Source organism: Labrys sp. LIt4 (genome assembly GCF_017813775.1).
Taxonomy (GTDB): Bacteria; Pseudomonadota; Alphaproteobacteria; order Rhizobiales; family Labraceae; genus Labrys; species Labrys okinawensis_A.
The window spans coordinates 160,698-175,432 of record NZ_JAGIPY010000004.1 but is presented as its reverse complement, the minus strand read 5'-3'; the positions used below and the strand labels follow the sequence as shown (position 1 = coordinate 175,432).

The 14,735-nt window shown below is 64.2% G+C and carries 15 protein-coding genes; 6 read left to right on the top strand and 9 right to left on the bottom strand.

Translation table 11 applies throughout. The annotated features are described in order from the left end of the window. Positions 1-59 precede the first annotated feature (59 nt). Positions 60-1,082, bottom strand: coding sequence for a uroporphyrinogen decarboxylase (hemE, locus tag J8I29_RS09185; RefSeq protein ID WP_209431422.1), 1,023 nt, complete (start codon positions 1,080-1,082; stop codon positions 60-62). A 545-nt stretch (positions 1,083-1,627) separates the two neighbouring features. Here hemE and J8I29_RS09180 point away from each other — a divergent pair. After that, positions 1,628-2,467 (top strand): pyruvate, water dikinase regulatory protein, encoded by an 840-nt coding sequence (locus tag J8I29_RS09180; RefSeq protein WP_105860947.1) that lies wholly within the window; start codon positions 1,628-1,630, stop codon positions 2,465-2,467. Between the two features lie 192 nt (positions 2,468-2,659). Further along, positions 2,660-3,163 carry a hypothetical protein gene (locus J8I29_RS09175; protein ID WP_209431421.1) on the top strand — a complete coding sequence of 168 codons (504 nt, stop codon included), beginning with the start codon at positions 2,660-2,662 and terminating at the stop codon, positions 3,161-3,163. Here the strand turns inward: J8I29_RS09175 and J8I29_RS09170 are convergent. From J8I29_RS09170 to J8I29_RS09150, 5 genes are all read right to left on the bottom strand, one after another. Next, the gene (locus tag J8I29_RS09170) at positions 3,123-4,310 is read right to left on the bottom strand and encodes a serine hydrolase (protein WP_209431420.1); all 1,188 of its coding nucleotides are present in this window, start codon (positions 4,308-4,310) and stop codon (positions 3,123-3,125) included. The two genes, J8I29_RS09175 and J8I29_RS09170, sit on opposite strands and share 41 nt — an antisense overlap. 264 nt (positions 4,311-4,574) lie before the next feature. Further along, a complete protein-coding gene (locus J8I29_RS09165; protein WP_105860944.1) occupies positions 4,575-5,609 on the bottom strand; it encodes an extracellular solute-binding protein in 1,035 nt (344 codons plus the stop codon). Between the two features lie 105 nt (positions 5,610-5,714). After that, a complete protein-coding gene (locus J8I29_RS09160) occupies positions 5,715-6,515 on the bottom strand; it encodes an ABC transporter permease (protein WP_105860943.1) in 801 nt (266 codons plus the stop codon). Then, a complete protein-coding gene (locus tag J8I29_RS09155) occupies positions 6,508-7,428 on the bottom strand; it encodes an ABC transporter permease (RefSeq protein WP_209431419.1) in 921 nt (306 codons plus the stop codon). Before J8I29_RS09155 ends, J8I29_RS09160 begins: the two co-directional genes overlap by 8 nt. After that, on the bottom strand, positions 7,428-8,576 hold the full coding sequence (locus tag J8I29_RS09150; protein ID WP_209431418.1) for an ABC transporter ATP-binding protein: 1,149 nt from the start codon (positions 8,574-8,576) through the stop codon (positions 7,428-7,430). The genes J8I29_RS09155 and J8I29_RS09150 overlap by 1 nt, the downstream gene beginning before the upstream one ends. A 208-nt stretch (positions 8,577-8,784) precedes the next feature. On the opposite strand from J8I29_RS09150, the gene J8I29_RS09145 reads away from it, so the two are divergent. The 4 genes from J8I29_RS09145 to dnaQ all read left to right on the top strand — a co-directional run bounded on the left by J8I29_RS09145 (position 8,785) and on the right by dnaQ (position 11,784). Next, positions 8,785-9,426: a Maf family protein gene (locus J8I29_RS09145; RefSeq protein ID WP_209431417.1), complete on the top strand. Its 642-nt coding sequence runs from the start codon at positions 8,785-8,787 to the stop codon at positions 9,424-9,426. 18 nt (positions 9,427-9,444) lie between these two features. Next, positions 9,445-10,278, top strand: coding sequence for a shikimate dehydrogenase (locus J8I29_RS09140; RefSeq protein ID WP_209431416.1), 834 nt, complete (start codon positions 9,445-9,447; stop codon positions 10,276-10,278). A 91-nt stretch (positions 10,279-10,369) separates the two neighbouring features. Further along, the gene (gene coaE / locus J8I29_RS09135; RefSeq protein WP_209431415.1) at positions 10,370-10,960 is read left to right on the top strand and encodes a dephospho-CoA kinase; all 591 of its coding nucleotides are present in this window, start codon (positions 10,370-10,372) and stop codon (positions 10,958-10,960) included. 134 nt (positions 10,961-11,094) lie between these two features. Further along, positions 11,095-11,784: a DNA polymerase III subunit epsilon gene (gene dnaQ, locus J8I29_RS09130; RefSeq protein WP_209431414.1), complete on the top strand. Its 690-nt coding sequence runs from the start codon at positions 11,095-11,097 to the stop codon at positions 11,782-11,784. A gap of 36 nt (positions 11,785-11,820) precedes the next feature. On the opposite strand, the gene J8I29_RS09125 is transcribed toward dnaQ, so the two are convergent. The 3 genes from J8I29_RS09125 to J8I29_RS09115 all read right to left on the bottom strand — a co-directional run bounded on the left by J8I29_RS09125 (position 11,821) and on the right by J8I29_RS09115 (position 14,670). Then, positions 11,821-12,825: a hypothetical protein gene (locus J8I29_RS09125; protein WP_209431413.1), complete on the bottom strand. Its 1,005-nt coding sequence runs from the start codon at positions 12,823-12,825 to the stop codon at positions 11,821-11,823. 170 nt (positions 12,826-12,995) lie between these two features. Further along, the gene (gene secB / locus J8I29_RS09120) at positions 12,996-13,478 is read right to left on the bottom strand and encodes a protein-export chaperone SecB (RefSeq protein WP_105860935.1); all 483 of its coding nucleotides are present in this window, start codon (positions 13,476-13,478) and stop codon (positions 12,996-12,998) included. A gap of 289 nt (positions 13,479-13,767) precedes the next feature. Continuing rightward, positions 13,768-14,670: a ribokinase gene (locus tag J8I29_RS09115; protein WP_105860934.1), complete on the bottom strand. Its 903-nt coding sequence runs from the start codon at positions 14,668-14,670 to the stop codon at positions 13,768-13,770. Positions 14,671-14,735 lie beyond the last annotated feature (65 nt).

The window sequence follows — 14,735 nt, the reverse complement described above, 5'->3', positions numbered from 1 at the left end:
ACACCCCCAAGGGGAGAAGGCGGTAGCGTCTTCGCGGCTCTGGCAGCACCTTAGCAACCCTAGCCCCTGATTCGCTTCAGCATCTGTTCGACATGGGCGATCGGCGTCTGCGGCACGATGCCGTGCCCGAGGTTGAAGATGAAGGGCTTGGCGGCGAGGCCGTCGAGGATGCGGTCGAGCGCCCGGCTCAGAGGATCGCCGCCCGCTACCAGCGCCAGCGGATCGAGATTGCCCTGCACCGGCTTAACGGACTGCACCTCGCGCGCCGCCCAGGCCGGATCGGCTGCCCAGTCGAGCCCGACAGCATCCACCGCCACAGCCTGCGCATAATCACGATAGAAGGAACCGGCACCGCGCGGAAAGCCGATGATGCGCGCCTCGGGATGGCGCGCCCTGACGCCTTCGACGATGCGCCTGGCAGGTCCGATCACCCAGCGCTCGAATTCATCCGGCGGCAGGATGCCGGCCCAGCTGTCGAATATCTGGACAGCGTCGACACCATTTTCAAGCTGGGCCGACAAATAATCGATGGAAGCCGCAACCAGCCGATCGATCAGGGCGGCGAAGAAGGCCGGATCCTGATAGGCGGCGAGGCGCGCCGGCATCTGGTCTTTCACCCCGCGGCCGGCGATCATATAGGTCGCCACCGTCCAGGGCGCTCCGCAAAAGCCGAGGAAGGTCACGTTGGCCGGCAGCGCTGCCTTGACCTGGCGGATCGTCTCGAACACCGGCGCCAGATGGTCGAGATCGACCTGGGTCTTGAGCCTGGCCAGGCCGGCGAGATTGGTGACCGGCTCCAGCCGCGGGCCTTCGCCTTCCTCGAACCAGACCGTCTGCCCCAGGGCATCGGGCACCACCAGAATGTCCGAGAACAGGATGGCTGCATCGAAACCGAAGCGCCGGATCGGCTGCAAGGTCGCCTCGACGGCGAGATCCGGCGTGTAGCAGAAGTTCAGAAAGCCCGAGGCCTTGGTCCTGATCGCTCGATATTCCGGCAGATAACGGCCCGCCTGGCGCATCAGCCAGATTGGCGGCACCGGCTGGGCCTTGCCGGCAAGAACGTCGAGGAGAGGTTTGGTCATGTCGGTCAGGCTTTCTCGGCAACACCAAACAGGGCCAATGGATCGAACCGACGCTTCGGCCGGTTGGCCCCGCTGAAAGATTGAAACGTGGCTGGCGTGTACGGATCCACTCATAGGGGCGCTCGGGAATTCAGCCCGGCGAAAGGGTTCGCCCGATCCGACCTACCGCCAAAGAAAATAAAAGAGAGAGATATGAATCTTCATTCTCTTTCTTCTTAACGCTTCGTTTACCGTGCTTCCTTGCCGTCCACAATCTATTCACAGGCGACACAGGTGTGACGCCGGAAATTCGGTGCGAAAAATCGGGAGAGAACAACGCGGATTCCGGCTATTGAATCAAGGTGCTGGCGGCAAGGCCGGGGGGAGGGCGCAGAGTCCCACTTAGCGCCTTATGAGTCTTTTGCAGCCGAGCGCGCGGAATCCCATCCCAAGCGATCAGCCTGTTGATGAAAGATCGAGTTCTTCCACAGCCCTTCTTAAGATCGGGTTAAGGCCCTTCTCCTGTCCCCACTTGTCCACAGCGCCATCCCGCGCTACGTCCTGTCATGGCCACAAGAAGCTTCTTCCATCTTCACCTGGTTTCGGACTCCACCGGCGAGACTTTGATCATGGCCGGGCGGGCTGTCGCTGCCCAATATCCGGCGGTCTCGGCGCTCGAGCACATCTATCCGCTGGTGCGCAGCGAGCGGGATCTCGATCGCACCATCGCCGAGATCGAAGCCAATCCCGGCGTGGTGCTCTACACGCTGGTCGAACCCGAACTGGCCGAGCGCTTGGAGCGCAGCTGCCGTGAGATGGGCGCGCCGGTGCTGTCGGTGCTGCAGCCGATCTTCGATCTGTTCAAGTCCTATCTCGGCACCGAGGTGATGGTGAAGCCCGGTGCCCAGCATGTGCTGAACGCCGATTATTTCCGCCGCATCGACGCTCTCAATTACACGATGATGCATGATGACGGCCTGATGCCGACCGATTACGAGGAAGCCGACGTGCTGCTGCTCGGCGTCAGCAGAACCTCGAAGACGCCGACTTCGATCTATCTGGCCCATCGCGGCGTCAAGACCGCCAATATTCCGCTGGTGCCGGGCGTGCCGTTGCCGCCGGAGGTCGAGCATCTCAAGAACCCGCTGATCGTAGGCCTGTTCGCTTCGCCCGAGCGCATCGTGCAGATCCGCGAAAACCGCGTGCTGACCCTCAGTCCGCATCACGATGTCGATACCTACACCGACCGCATGGCCGTGGCCGAGGAGATTGCCCAGTCCCGCCGCCTGTTTTCCCAGCGCGGCTGGCCGATGATCGACGTCACCCGCCGTTCGATCGAGGAAACCGCGGCGGCCATCCAGGGCCTGCTGCGCGCCCATCGCCGCGCCCGCATCGTGGAGACGTGAGGGCAGGTGCATGCACCTCTTGCTGTTGCGCCGGATACAACGTCGAGGAGACGGGGCGGCTATGTCTGTGCCGACAGGAACTAGCGGGGTCGCTGGGATTCGATTTCGGACCGTGGATTGCTTCGCTCCCAACAGCGACCGGGTAGTCCGATTGCGGTAAGGGCCGGTTTGATAGGGTCAGGAACATTGACGATGATGGCCGATGCAACCCCTGCGGCGCCGAAGCCCCGCCCGGTTCTGAATTTCTTCGTCCACCTCGCCTTCACCATCATCGGCATCGGCGTGGCTTCGCTCACCGCGGCCCTGATCTATATCGGCGCAATGATGGTTCACTCTGACACCAGCCTCGGCGATGCCGGCGATATCCCGACCCTGGTCGGCTTCCTGGCTTATATGACCGTGCTGCTCGCAGGCCTGCCGGCGCTGCTGACGCGCGCCCTCATGCATCTGCTCGGCTGGCGGGCAGCCTGGCCTTACATGGCGGCGGCTGCGATCGTCGCGGCCGTAAGCTCGGTCTATCTGATGTTCGGCACCGAGTGGATTTCCAACGTGAGCCCCGAACTGGCCGGGGTAGCCAGCGGGTTCGGCTTGATGGGTGCTCTCTGCGGCCTGGTATTCTGGCTGGTGGCGGTGCGGCTCCCCGCCGGCCTCGCGCTCAAACCCTGGTGGCCAGGGCCTCGAACAGCTGGAGATTGAGCTTGTCGGTGGCGTCGTCGACCGGTTCGGGCTGCGACGACATCTTGACGATCACCACCTCGGCGGCCGGGTTCACATAGAGCCATTGGCCGTGAATGCCGATGGCCAGGAACGCGCCATTGGCGTAGCCGGTCTGGTACCATTTGTTGCGGTAGCGGCCCTGGCCGAGCAGATGTACGAAATCGCCCTGCTGCCAGGCCTCGGCGCTGCCGCCGCTCCGGCAGGTATCCTCCACCCAGCGCTGCGAGACGATGCGGCTGCCTTCGAGATCGCCGCCCCGGCGCATCATTTCGCCGACACGCGCAAGGTCCCGCGCACTCATGCTCACGCCGCCGGCGGCGCGCGCCGTGCCCGCTGCATCGACGGTGACGCTGCCGTCCTGGCGGGCGCCGAGCTTTTGCCACAGGCGCGAGGAGGCGTAATCGGCATAGCGCTCGCCGCTGGCTCGTTCGACCACAAGGCCGAGCAGGTCGGAATTGGGCGAGCGGTAGCGGAAGGGGCCGCCATGCGCGCCGGCACCCTTGGGCATGGAAGCGATGAAGCCGAGCAGCGTGCCGGGATCCTGACCCGGCGCGGAGGGATTCCACAAAGTGGCGCGCCGATAACGGGCGAATTCGCCGGTTGGGTCGAGATAGGCTTCCTCGAAAGCGAGGCTGACGCGCATATCGAGCAAATGGCGCACGCTGGCATCTGCAAAGGCCGAGCCGGCGACCTCGGGCACGTAGTCGACGATGGGCGCTTCGGGATCGAGCAGGCCCTCGTCCTCGGCGACACCGGCCAGGATCGCGGTCAGCGATTTGGAAATCGAAAAGACGATGTGGCGGCTCGCGCTGGTGAAATGCGCGGCTTGATAGTCGGCCACGAAACGGCCCGCCTTCATCACCACAAGGGCATCGGTGGAGGTCATGGTGAGGAAATCGGCGATGGAACGGCTGTCGCCGCCGATCGTCAGGCTCTCGCGCAGCAGGCCGGAGGGATCGGCATCCGGTGTTTCGGGCTTAACGATGCCGGCCGAGATCCGCGCCGACGGGACCAGTTCGGAAACGTTGCGGAAGGCCCAGACATTCCAGGGCGCCTGGCGCCAATTGGAGAGCTGTACGGCATTGCGGGAAAAACCGTAGGCGGATTCGAAAGCTGAATGAGGCATGGGTGCTGAAGAGGCGTCAATAATTGATGGGAGATCAGGGTGCGGCGCAGCCAGCCTTCTCCCCTTGCGGGAGAAGGTGCCGCAGCGTGCTCCTTTCAGAGCACGCGTCCGGGTAAGAAGCCTGGGGGCGGATGAGGGGAGAAACGCAACCTTGCCGAGAGGGCGGTGCGGACCCCTCATCCGGCCCGGCTGCGCCGGTCCACCTTCTCCCGCAAGGGGAGAAGGGAATAGCGCTTCATTTTGCTCGGTCGAGACGTCGAGCCCTTACTTCTGCAGCTCGGTCCAGATCTTGCTGTAGAGCTCGGTTACTTCGGGCGGGCAGGCATGCGAGAATTCGGCGGTCTTCATGATCGCCTCGGGCACGTTGACTTCAGGCGCATCCTTCATGTCGGCCGGCATGAACTTCTCCGAACCCGCGATACCGTTGGCATAGCGGTGGAAGGCCGAGTTCAGCGCCGCGTTTTCCGGGTCCATCATGAAGTTCATGAACAGCTTGGCGTTCTCGACATTCTTGGCCTCCTTCAGCACAACGATATTGTCGCTCCAGAGCTGCACGCCCTCCTTGGGATAGCCGTAGTGGATCTGCGGATGGGCCAGGCGCTGGCGCAGGGCCGAGCCGTTCCAGTCGCTGGTGGCCTTGAAATCGCCGGCGCCCATCTTTTCGATGGTGTTGTATTCCATGGCGATCCAGTTGGGCTTGGCCTTGACCAGCGTGTCTCGCACCTTTTTGAGCAAGGTCTTGTCGCCGTCGCACATCTTGCCGCCATTGTAGCGGATGGCGGCGTGGATGACGTCGTTCATCTCCGGCACGACATTGGTCTTGCCCTTCAGCTCGGGCGGCGTGTCGAAGATGATGCCCCAGGTGTTGATGTCGCCCTTGTAGACGTCGGTATTGACCGCGACGCCGACCGTGCCCCAGGCCCACGGCACGGAATATTTGCGGCCGGGATCGAAGGGCGGATCGGCCCATTCCTTGGCGACGTTCTTGAAGTTCTCCATCTTGGACGGATCGACTTCCTGGACGAGGCCCTCGGAGATCCAGATCGGGATGAAGTTCTGCGAGGGCACGGCGATGTCATAGCCGGTGCCGCCCTGGCGCACCTTTGCGAGCGCCGTGTCGTTGGAATCGTAGTCGGTGATGGTGACCTTGACGTTGTATTTCTGCTCGAACTTCTTGATCATCTCCGGGCTGGTGTAATTGCCCCAGTTGAAGATGTTGAGCGCGCCCTCCGCGCTGGCGAGGCTCGTGGATGCGAGCAGCGCCAGGGCGGCAGCTGTGGCCGTCGATTTCCAGTTCATTCCTGTCTCCCGTTGCAAAGCCGGGGCACCGGCTTGAGCTCTTTTGCCCCAACCTGGTTGGTGATAGGGCAGCGGACGAGGTTCGATCCCCGCCCCGCCGCCGTCTCAGTCTTTCTTCCTGCTGATGAAGAAGAAAATCGTGACGATGACGACGGAGAGGAGGAGGAAGACCGTCGACAGCGCGTTGACTTCGGGTGTGACGCCGCGGCGCAGCTGGCCGAGCATGTAGGTCGGCAGCGTATCCTGGCCGCCGGACTTGACGAATTCGGTGATCACCACGTCGTCGAGCGAGGTGACGAAGGCCAGCATCAGGCCTGCGAGGATGCCGGGCCAGAGCAACGGCAGAGTCACCCTCCGGAAGGCCTGCCATGGCGTGGCATAGAGATCGGCAGCGGCGCGCTCCAGCGTGAGGTCCATGCCCTCCAGGCGGGCCCGGATCGGCAGATAGGCAAAGGGCACGCAGAAGGCGGTGTGGGCGGCGATCAGATAGGCCAGCCCATCATAACCGGTGACGATCTTGATGCGCGAAAAGAAGATCAGCAGCGCCACGCCCGTGACGATCTCGGGCACCATCAGCGGTTGGTTGATGGCCGAATAGGTGAAGGTGAGGCCGGGATAGGCTTCGGTGCGCGTGGTCGCGAGCGCTGCCATGGTGGCGCAGACGGTGGAGAGCACTGCGGCGATGGTGGCGATCTGGAAGGAGCGCAAGGTGGCGTCGACCACCTGGTCGTTGTTCCAGGCGGCCACGAACCATTTCAGCGAGAAGCCGCCCCAGGTGGAGACCGACGTCGCTTCATTGAAGGCATAGATCACCATCACCACGATCGGCAGATAGAGCAGCACGAAGCAGACGAGCGCGATGGTGGTGAAGCCGGGCTGGCGGCGGATGGAGAAGGGCTCAGCCATGTTTCACCCCCGAGCCGCCGGTGTTGCGCACATAGACCAGCAGCGCCACCATCACGATCGCCATCACCGTGATGGAGAGCGAGGCGCCCAGCGGCCAGTTGCGGCCCTGGCCAAACTGCAGCTCGATCAGGTTGGACAGCATCATGTTCTTGCCGCCGCCGAGCAGGTTCGGCGTGACATAGGCACCGAGCGCCGGGATGAACACCAGGATGGAGCCGGCGACGATGCCGGGCTTGGTCAGTGGAATGATGATGCGGCGGAGCACCTGGAAGCGGCTGGCATAGAGATCATAGCCCGCCTCGACCAGGCGAAAGTCGAATTTCTCCATGCTGGCATAGATCGGCAGCACCATCAGCGGCAGATAGACATTGATCATGCCGGCCAGGATGGCGGTATCGGTATAGAGGATCTGCAGCGGCGCCGAGATCACGCCGAGCTTGATCAGCACCGCGTTGAACAGGCCTTCGTTGCGGATGATCTGCTGCACGGCGAAAGTGCGGATCAGAAGGTTGGTCCAGAACGGAATGGTGATCAGGAACAGCCAGAGGTCGCGCCGGTGGGCCGGCCGCGTCGAGATGAAATAGGCGGTGGGAAAGCCGAGCGCCAATGTGGCCAGCGTGGTCATCAGCGCCAGCTTCACCGAACGCCAGAAGATGGTGAGATGGGCGCCGGCCAGCGACAGCGTGTCGTCGAACATGTCGCGTTCGAAGAACACCGAGGTCCAGGCCTCGGTGGAGAAGTTCCATTTCACATCGCCATAGGGGCCGGGTTCCAGGAAGGAATAGACCAGCACGATCAGGAGCGGGCCGGTGGCCGCGAGCAGAATCACCAGCAAAGCGGGGGTGGAGAGCAGCCAGCGATTGCGGATTTCATTCCGCCGGGCCTTGGATGCGATTTCGGCGGCCTCTGTCATCAGTCCCTCAACACCCGGGCTGTGCCTTCGGCGAAGGTGACGCCGGCGCGCTGGCCCGGCTGGAAGTTCTCGTTCGAGCCGGCGGAAGCGTGATGGCCCGCGGCCTGGGCGCTGGTATTCTGCCGGCGCACGGTGAAGCGGGGGCCGTGGTCGAGACGCAGGTGAAAATGCGTATCGGTACCGAGATAGACGACATTCTCCACCGTGCCGGCCAGGAGTGCGCCCTCGGCGCCGGTGAGCTGGGCATGTTCGGGGCGGACCACCAGCCAGGTCTTGTCGGCGGGCTGGTGCCCGTCGCTGAGGCCGGCGCGGATCTCACGTCCCGAGGGCAGTTTGACGCGGGCCTGGGCACCGTCGCGGCCGAGAAAATCGGTCTCTATGAAATTGGTCTCGCCGATGAACTCGGCGACGAAGCGCTCGGCCGGCGTGTCATAGATGTCGCGTGGGGCGCCCACCTGCAGGATCCGCCCCGACGACATCACCGCGATACGGTCCGACATGGCCAGGGCTTCCTCCTGGTCATGGGTGACGAAGATGAAGGTGATGCCGGTCTCGTGCTGCAGGCGCTTCAATTCGAGCTGCATTTCCTTGCGCAGCTTGTAGTCGAGGGCCGACAGGGGTTCGTCGAGCAGCAGCACCTTGGGCTGGGGCGCCAGGGCGCGGGCGAGGGCGACGCGCTGCTGCTGGCCGCCGGAGATCTGGCTGGTCTTGCGGTCGGCGAGGTGCTCCATGCGCACCAGGCGCAGCATCTGGGCGACGCGGGCGCCGATTTCGGATTTAGGCTTGCCGAGCATCTCCAGACCGAAGCCGATATTCTCGGCCACCGACATGTGCGGGAAGAGCGCATAGCTCTGGAATACTGTGTTCACTGGCCGCTTGAAGGGCGGCAGACCGGCAATATCCTCGCCATAGAGCAGGATCTGCCCGGATGTGGGAAAGTCGAACCCGGCGATCAGGCGCAGCAGCGTGGTCTTGCCGCAGCCCGACGGCCCGAGCAGGGTGAAGAACTCATTCTGGCGAATGGATACGCTTACCGTATCCAGAGCGACGAAGGCATTATCGCCAGCGCCGAAAACCTTCCGCACATCGCGAACTTCGATTGAATTGACAACCGTTCCGTCCGGCACGCACAACCCCTCATCTGCCATGGCTCGCGGCCAGGCTCGTCTCGGTTCATTTTTCTTGGCTTTTGATAATGTGATCACAATATCCGGCAGTTTGCAACGGTAGGATATGCAGGATTTTTAGGCGATCCCTGCGGCGCAAAGCAGCGATCGCGCGGCATTTTTGACCGTTCCCCTACGCAAATGCCGGATGGGCTGCTAAGGCAGGGCGGAAAACGGGATTTTCAGACGAATGAAAAAAGTTGACGCTCAGCTGCGGGATAAAGCCACCGGAGCGCCGCCGCGCTTCGTGCTGGCCTCCAAATCCGCCATTCGCGGCGATATGCTGCGAGCAGCCGGGCTCGCGATCGAGACCATCCCGGCGTCGATCGACGAGCGCGGCTTCGAACGTCGGTGGCAGGCGGACAATCTGGCTCCCGACCGGGTCGCCGAGGCGCTTGCCCGCGAGAAGGCCCTCGCCGTTTCCCGAGCCGAGCCGGGTGCCGTGGTGATTGGTGCCGATCAGACCATGGCCATGGGCGAGCAGCGCTTTTCAAAGGTGGCGACGTTGGCACAGGCCCGCGACAAGCTCCTCGCCTTGCGGGGACGGCGCCACGAACTCCATGCCGCCTATGCGCTGGCACGGGACGGCGAAGTCATCGCCAGCGGGGCTGCCAGCGCCCGCTTGACCATGCGCAACTTCTCCGATGCCTTTCTCGACGACTATCTGGACCGCGCGGGCAAGGGCATCCTGGGCAGCGTCGGTTGCTACCAGCTCGAAGGATTGGGCGTGACCCTGTTCGAGGCGATCGAGGGCGATTATTTCACCATTCTCGGCCTTCCCCTGCTGCCTTTGCTCGCCGCGCTGCGCGAGCGGGGCCTTGCGACTGCCTGAATCTTTACAGGACATGCCATGAAACGCGCCTTCGTCGTCGGCTATCCCATCGCCCATTCGCGTTCGCCGCTGATTCACGGCTTCTGGCTGAAAGAACTCGGCATTCAGGGCAGCTATGAGCGCATCGCCGTGGAACCGGCGGCTTTCGAGACCTTCGTCACGACTCTGGCCGACCGGGGCTTCGTCGGCGGAAACGTGACGGTGCCGCACAAGGAGGCGGCCTTCCGCCTCGCGAGCGTGGACGATCCTGTCGCGCGCGATCTCGAAGCCGCCAACACGCTCTGGTTCGAAGCCGGCAAGCTCAAGGGCATGAATACCGACGTGGCGGGCTTTCTGGCCAATCTCGACCAGGAAGCGCCGGGCTGGGGCGATAGTCTGCGGCGGGCGGTGGTGCTCGGCGCCGGCGGCGCGTCCCGAGCCATTCTCCATGGCCTCATCCAGCGTGGCGCCGGCGAGATCCTGCTGATCAATCGCACGGTGGAGCGCGCCGAGGCCCTGGCTCGCCATTTCGGCCAGAAGGTGAAGGCCCTGGCCTGGGATCAGGCCGAGGCTGCCCTCGAGGGGGCCGATCTCCTGGTCAACACCACTTCGCTCGGCATGAAGGGCCAGCCGCCGCTCGAGCTCGACCTCTCGCGCCTGCCCCGATCGGCGCTGGTGACCGACATCGTTTATGTGCCGCTGGAGACGCCGCTGCTCGCCGCGGCCCGGCGGGCCGGGCTCGCCACGGTGGACGGGCTCGGCATGCTCCTGCACCAGGCCGTTCCCGGCTTCGAGCGCTGGTTCGGCGCCAGGCCCGAGGTGACTCCGCAATTGCGGGCGCTGGTGCTGGCGGACATCGAGGCGAAAGCGTAGGATTTTTGGGGCGTAGGCGTTGCTGGTGATCTCTGCCAGTGCCCCAATGTGATCACGATGCGGGTGGACGCCCGTCCCCCTGGAGGCGATGATGACCTTCATCCTTGGCTTGACCGGCTCGATCGGCATGGGCAAGTCGGCGACGGCGGCGATGTTCCGGGCGCGCGGCATTCCCGTGCATGACGCCGATGCCACGGTCCACCGCCTCTATGCCGGCCCCGCCGTGGCAGCCGTCGAGGCCGCCTTTCCGGGGGTGACGGTGAAGGGCGCGATCGACCGCGCCAAGCTCGGCCGGCAGGTATTCGGCAATGCCGAGGCGATGCGAACGCTCGAGACCATCGTGCATCCTCTCGTGCATGCCGCCGAGCAGGATTTCCTCGCCGCGGCCCGCGCCAAGGGCGCGAACCTCGCCGTGCTCGACATACCCTTGCTCTTCGAAACCGGCGGCGAACGGCGCTGCAGGGCGGTCGCGGTGGTTTCGGCGCCTGCCCGCATCCAGCGCGAGCGCGTGATGGCGCGCCCCGGCATGGACGAGGAGCGCTTCGCCATGATACTGGCTCGCCAGGTGCCGGATGTGGAAAAGCGCCGCCGCGCCCATTTCATCATCGATTCGAGCAGGGGTCTCGACTTTGCCCAGAGTCAGGTGGATGCCATAATCGCGGCCCTGTCCTCCACCGCCTGAGGCGATGAGTGAGAAATGGTCATCTGCAGCGTCGCTTCGCTTGCCAAGACGAAAGTCTTGGCTACGCTCTCTCCTCCCATCTGACCATTTTTGACCTCATCAAATTCCAAACCATAGCTGACGACGGACCCTAAATGCGTGAGATCATCCTCGATACCGAAACCACCGGCCTCGATCCCAATGAGGGGCACAGGCTGGTCGAAATCGGCTGTGTGGAGATGATCGACCGCAATCCCACCGGCGCCACCTGGCACAAATATTTCAACCCCGAGCGCGACATGCCGGTGGAAGCCTTCAACGTGCATGGGCTTTCCGCCGAATTCCTCTCCGACAAGCCGCTCTTCGCCGAACTTGCCCAGGAATTCATCGATTTCGTCGGCGATGCCCATCTCGTCATCCACAATGCCGGCTTCGACATGCGATTCCTCAATGCGGAGCTGAAGCGGGTCAACCTGGCGGCCCTGGCGATGGATCGGGTCATCGACACCCTGGCCATGGCGCGGCGCAAGCATCCCGGAGCACGGGCGTCGCTCGACGAGCTCTGCCAGCGCTACGGCATCGATAATTCCAAGCGCGTCAAGCACGGCGCCTTGCTCGACGCCGAGATCCTGGCCGAGGTCTATATCGAGTTGACCGGCGGGCGCCAGACGGCGCTCAGCCTTGCTTCGGCTTCCGCCGCCATCATCGCCCGCGCGGGCGGCATCACGGTCAGGCCCCGCCCCAAGGCGCTGCCCTCGCGCATCCGGGCCGAGGAACTGGCCGCCCACGAGGCCTTCATTGCCAGCCTGGGCGAGAACGCCCTGTGGAAGAAATATGCCGATTAGCAGGGCCGCGGGAAAATCGATCCAAAGAGCGGCCTGTCATCGACCCTCGACGGCAAACAGCGCGTAGCCCGAGCCCTCGCGACCATTGCGGCGGACGGCCAGGCGCCCGCTGTCGGCCGACCATGCCGCTTCCGTAGCGAGCCCCGGGACGGGGGTGCCGATCAGGCGACGACCTGTCCGGATATCCCAAACCTGCAGGATGCCATCCTCCGCGACCGGATGCAGGATCAGGGACAAACGGCGCCCGTCCGGCGACAGCAGCAGCCAGTTGGTCGAAATCTGTTGCTTGGCGATGCCGAGATCATGGCTCGATCTGTGGCCGTCCGCCTGCACGAATTCGATCAAGCCCTTGTCGGGGCGGACCACCGCCGTGGTGCCGTCGGGCGTATTCACCGGCATGTCGCCGGAGCCGAAAGCCCTGTTCCAATTCACCTGGCTCCGGCCGATCTTTTCTCCCCCGATCGACCATGCGCCGGTGAAAAGCCGGAAGCGCTGGTTGTCCGGGTCGAACTGGCCGAAACCGGATCGGCTTACGGGAATGTCGTCCATCGGTTTTTCCCAGCCGGGATCGCCACCCGCCAGAGGCATGAGCTTGAGGGTCGCCGCGACCTGGTCCGCGGCGGCCGCCTTGCCCGGCCGCGGCGCGGCCATCGCGGCGTGGCGGCCATTCCAGGAGAGCAGAATGGCGCCGCTGAGGCGGCCTTCCTCGAATTCGCCGAGCGGGGTGCGGTTGAGGACCGAACCCGATTCGGCGGACACTTCAAGCAAAGTGTAGCGCTGGGGAATGACGCCGGCGGCAGTGGCCGGCTGGGTTTCGGTCATCGCCAGGGCCAGGCGATCGGTATCGCCCTCGAACGCCATGGCCGGATTGTTGAGGCTTGCGCCATCGAACAGATGCGGAAATTCATGGGCGACGATGCAGCCGCTGCGGCGGAGCCAGACATCGAGCAGACCGCAGCCGCGCAATTGCTGGCCGATGAGGTAAATGCCGCCGCCAAGAAGCACGGCCGCGGCAAGGCATCCGACGATCAGTCGCCGCATTCCCAAGCCAATTCCTCCTGTATCCGGTCCTTGCCGCGGAGCGAGGCCGGACGATCGATATCCGATCATAGCGCCGCTTCGGGATTGGCGCTTGTTTCACAAGATACCGGGCGGCGCTTCGAGTGTGCGCCGCCGGTCCTGTCCAGGAGAGTTTCTCGGTCCGGCGGCGATCAGGCCTGACCGACGGTCGGCTGGCTCTGGGCGAGGCGGTTGCGATAGAGCGCCACGAAATCGATCGGGTCGATCATAAGGGGCGGGAAGCCGCCATTGCGGGTGCAGTCGGCAATGATCTGGCGCGCAAAGGGGAAGAGCAGGCGCGGACCTTCGATCATCACCATCGCGTGGATGTTCTCTTCGGGGATGCCGCCGAGGCGGATCACCGCGCCATAGAGCAGCTCGAACTTGAACAGGGTGTTGGCGCCTTCGCCGGCGCCTCCTTCGATCGACAGCTCGACTTCATAGTCGGCGCCGCCCAGCGGCTTGCCGTTGACGTTGACGGTGAGCTGGATCTGCGGCGAGTTCTGCAGGTTGCCGAGCGAGCGCGGCGCGTTGGGATTCTCGAAGGAGAGGTCCTTGATATATTGCGCCAGCACGTTGAGGGAGGGCTGGATTTCCTGCGCCTCTTCGGGGCCGTTCTGCTGTTCGTTCGCCATGTCAGGTTCCTTATGGGTGTGCAGCCCTTGGGCCGAAGGAAAAAGCGTTCCGGGGCATCTCGTGGCTCGGCAAGGCCGCCGAGCCGGGCAACGACGCATCGGAACAAAGGGCTAGGGCAAGGCGCATTCCGGCTCGGACACACCATACTCTAGGAATCACAATCCAGCGTCAGCCCGATCGTGACTGGCCGCTGAGCCAGCGCGCGGGTACCACGCCAGCGCCGTGGCGACAAGGGGAGCCCTGCACTTGCGTTCCTGGAGGAACGCGTCGCGCCTGCCCGTTTTCAGGTCACGATTGGCGCAGGGCGTCGTCGATCTCGGCTTTGGTCGGGATCGACGACTGGGCGCCAGGCCGGGTGCAGGCCAGGGAACCGCTGGCGGCGCCGCGTGCCAGGGCGATCTCGAAGCCGAGGCCCTGGTCGAGCGCGGCGGCATAGGCGCCTGTGAAACTGTCGCCGGCGGCGGTGGTGTCGACGGGCGTCACCTTGAGGGCCGGCGCCGCGTGGCGCGCGCCCTTGCTCCAGCCGACCACGCCTTCGGCGCCCAGCGTGACGATGCCGGCGCAGCCGAAACGCTCGCTGATCACACGGGTGGCCTCGACCGGATCGGTCGCTTCGATGCCGGCAGCCTTGGCGACCACCAGGGCTTCGTGCTCGTTGACGACGAGATCGTCGACCAGCCGGAGAATCTCCTCGGGGAGCGGGCCGGCCGGCGCCACGTTGAAGACAATGCGGGCGCCGCGCGACTTGGCATGCTTGATCGCGGCGAAATTCTCGGAGTCGCGGATCTCGCGCTGCAGCAGCACGATGTCGCCCTCGGCGAGGTCGAAAGCTTCCAGCTGTTCGGCGCGCGTGGCCTGGTTGGCGCCGGAGGCGACGACGATGGCGTTCTCGGCCTTCTCGTCCACCGTGATCAGGGCGACGCAGGTCGGTTTGTCGACCGGCAGCACCGGCGCGACATCGACACCGGCTTCGCGCATCACCGAAAGGGCTAGATCGGCAAAACCATCATTGCCCCGGGAGCCGATGATGGCCGTCTTCGAACCGGCGCGTGCCGCCGACACCGCCTGATTGGCACCCTTGCCGCCGGGCACCATGAAATAGCCTTCGCACAGGACGGTTTCGCCGGGGTGAGGGATGTGGCTGACATTGGTGACCAGGTCCACGCCAAGCGAACCGAACACGACGATCATAGGGCGGTTTCCTCGATTGTTTTGGAAAGCATAACGTGAAAGGCGGGGCGCGCAACTCGGCCTTG

Coding starts and splice junctions, on each gene's coding strand:
- J8I29_RS09140 (WP_209431416.1), top strand. CDS start 9,445: ATGAAACGCGCCTTCGTCGTCGGCTATCCCATCGCCCATTCGCGTTCG.
- J8I29_RS09145 (WP_209431417.1), top strand. CDS start 8,785: ATGAAAAAAGTTGACGCTCAGCTGCGGGATAAAGCCACCGGAGCGCCG.
- secB (WP_105860935.1), bottom strand. CDS start 13,478: ATGGCGAACGAACAGCAGAACGGCCCCGAAGAGGCGCAGGAAATCCAG.
- J8I29_RS09170 (WP_209431420.1), bottom strand. CDS start 4,310: ATGCCTCATTCAGCTTTCGAATCCGCCTACGGTTTTTCCCGCAATGCC.
- J8I29_RS09165 (WP_105860944.1), bottom strand. CDS start 5,609: ATGAACTGGAAATCGACGGCCACAGCTGCCGCCCTGGCGCTGCTCGCA.
- hemE (WP_209431422.1), bottom strand. CDS start 1,082: ATGACCAAACCTCTCCTCGACGTTCTTGCCGGCAAGGCCCAGCCGGTG.
- J8I29_RS09125 (WP_209431413.1), bottom strand. CDS start 12,825: ATGCGGCGACTGATCGTCGGATGCCTTGCCGCGGCCGTGCTTCTTGGC.
- J8I29_RS09155 (WP_209431419.1), bottom strand. CDS start 7,428: ATGACAGAGGCCGCCGAAATCGCATCCAAGGCCCGGCGGAATGAAATC.
- J8I29_RS09160 (WP_105860943.1), bottom strand. CDS start 6,515: ATGGCTGAGCCCTTCTCCATCCGCCGCCAGCCCGGCTTCACCACCATC.
- J8I29_RS09180 (WP_105860947.1), top strand. CDS start 1,628: ATGGCCACAAGAAGCTTCTTCCATCTTCACCTGGTTTCGGACTCCACC.
- J8I29_RS09150 (WP_209431418.1), bottom strand. CDS start 8,576: ATGGCAGATGAGGGGTTGTGCGTGCCGGACGGAACGGTTGTCAATTCA.
- dnaQ (WP_209431414.1), top strand. CDS start 11,095: ATGCGTGAGATCATCCTCGATACCGAAACCACCGGCCTCGATCCCAAT.
- coaE (WP_209431415.1), top strand. CDS start 10,370: ATGACCTTCATCCTTGGCTTGACCGGCTCGATCGGCATGGGCAAGTCG.
- J8I29_RS09115 (WP_105860934.1), bottom strand. CDS start 14,670: ATGATCGTCGTGTTCGGTTCGCTTGGCGTGGACCTGGTCACCAATGTC.
- J8I29_RS09175 (WP_209431421.1), top strand. CDS start 2,660: ATGATGGCCGATGCAACCCCTGCGGCGCCGAAGCCCCGCCCGGTTCTG.